The organism is Variovorax sp. P4_B11 (assembly GCF_056402355.1).
Genome location: NZ_JBFUHO010000160.1, coordinates 1 through 1,159, shown reverse-complemented (window position 1 = coordinate 1,159; position 1,159 = coordinate 1). Strand labels below are relative to the sequence as shown.

1 protein-coding gene is annotated in these 1,159 nt (G+C 64.6%); it reads right to left on the bottom strand.

What is annotated here, in order from left to right; genetic code table 11:
- On the bottom strand, positions 1-1,158 hold a 1,158-nt coding region (locus tag AC1DYD_RS41405), incomplete at its 3' end, for an L-rhamnonate dehydratase (protein ID WP_478178498.1).
- Between the last annotated feature and the right edge of the window lies 1 nt (position 1,159).

Here is a 1,159-nt window from a genome sequence, read left to right as displayed (position 1 = left end):
GAACTGGTCGAGGTACTCGGTCTTCAGCGTCAGGCCGAGGCCCGGCTTGTCGTCGTCGAGCTGCAGGAAGCCGTTGTCGGCCACCGGCTCGCCGTCGAAGATGTAATAGAACAGCTCGTTGCCGACCTCGACCTCGTGCATCGGGAAGTACTCGCTCATCGGCGAAGCCAGCGTGCTCATCGTCAGGTGGTAGTTGTGCATCTGGCCCGCATGCGGGATCACCGGCACGCTCCAGGCCTCGCACAGCGCGTTGATCTTGTGCGCCGCCGTGATGCCGCCGACGCGGTTGGTGTCGTACTGCACCACGCTCACCGCCTTGCGCTCCAGCAGCTGCTTGAAGCCGTACAGCGAGAACTCGTGCTCGCCGCCCGAGATCGGGATCGCGCTGAAGGCGTTGAGCTCGGCGTAGCCGTCGATGTCGTCGGCGATCACCGGCTCCTCGACCCAGCGCGGCTGGAACTTCTCGAGCTTCGGAAGCATGCGCTTGGCGTACTCGACGTTCCAGCCCATGTAGCACTCGAGCATCAGGTCGTTGTCGTAGCCGATGACCTCGCGGATGGCTTCGACCGCCTTCAGGTTTTCCGCCACGCCCCGGGTGCCGTGCGCCGGGCCGTAGCCGAAGCGCGACTTGAACATCGTGAAGCCCTGGTCCATGAACCTCTGCGCCTCGCGCTGCATCTCGTCGAGGTCGGTGCGATAGAGCTTCGAGTAGTAGCAGGGGATCTTTTCCTTGGTGCGGCCGCCCAGCAGCTTGAACACCGGCTTGCCGACCGACTTGCCGAGAATGTCCCAGATGGCCAGGTCGACCGCCGAGATCGCCGCCATCGTCACGCCCTTGCGGCCCCAGGCATGGGTCGCGCGGTACATGCGCTGCCAGAGGTACTCGTAGTCCCACGGGTCCTGGCCGATCACCAGCGGCGCCAGGTACTGGTCGATGATGGCCTTGGCGATGCCCGGCGCCAGCGCCACGTTGCCGAGGCCGACGATGCCGTCGTCGGTCTCGATCTCGACCACCGTCCAGGCATGGAAGCGGAAGGTGCTCATGGTCTCGGCCGGCGAATAGAGCAGGTCCATCGCGTTGGAGCAGAAGTTGCCCTGGGGCGGAACGGTCTTGCCCTTCCATTCGAAAACGCGGGCGCGGACGGATTTGATCTTCATG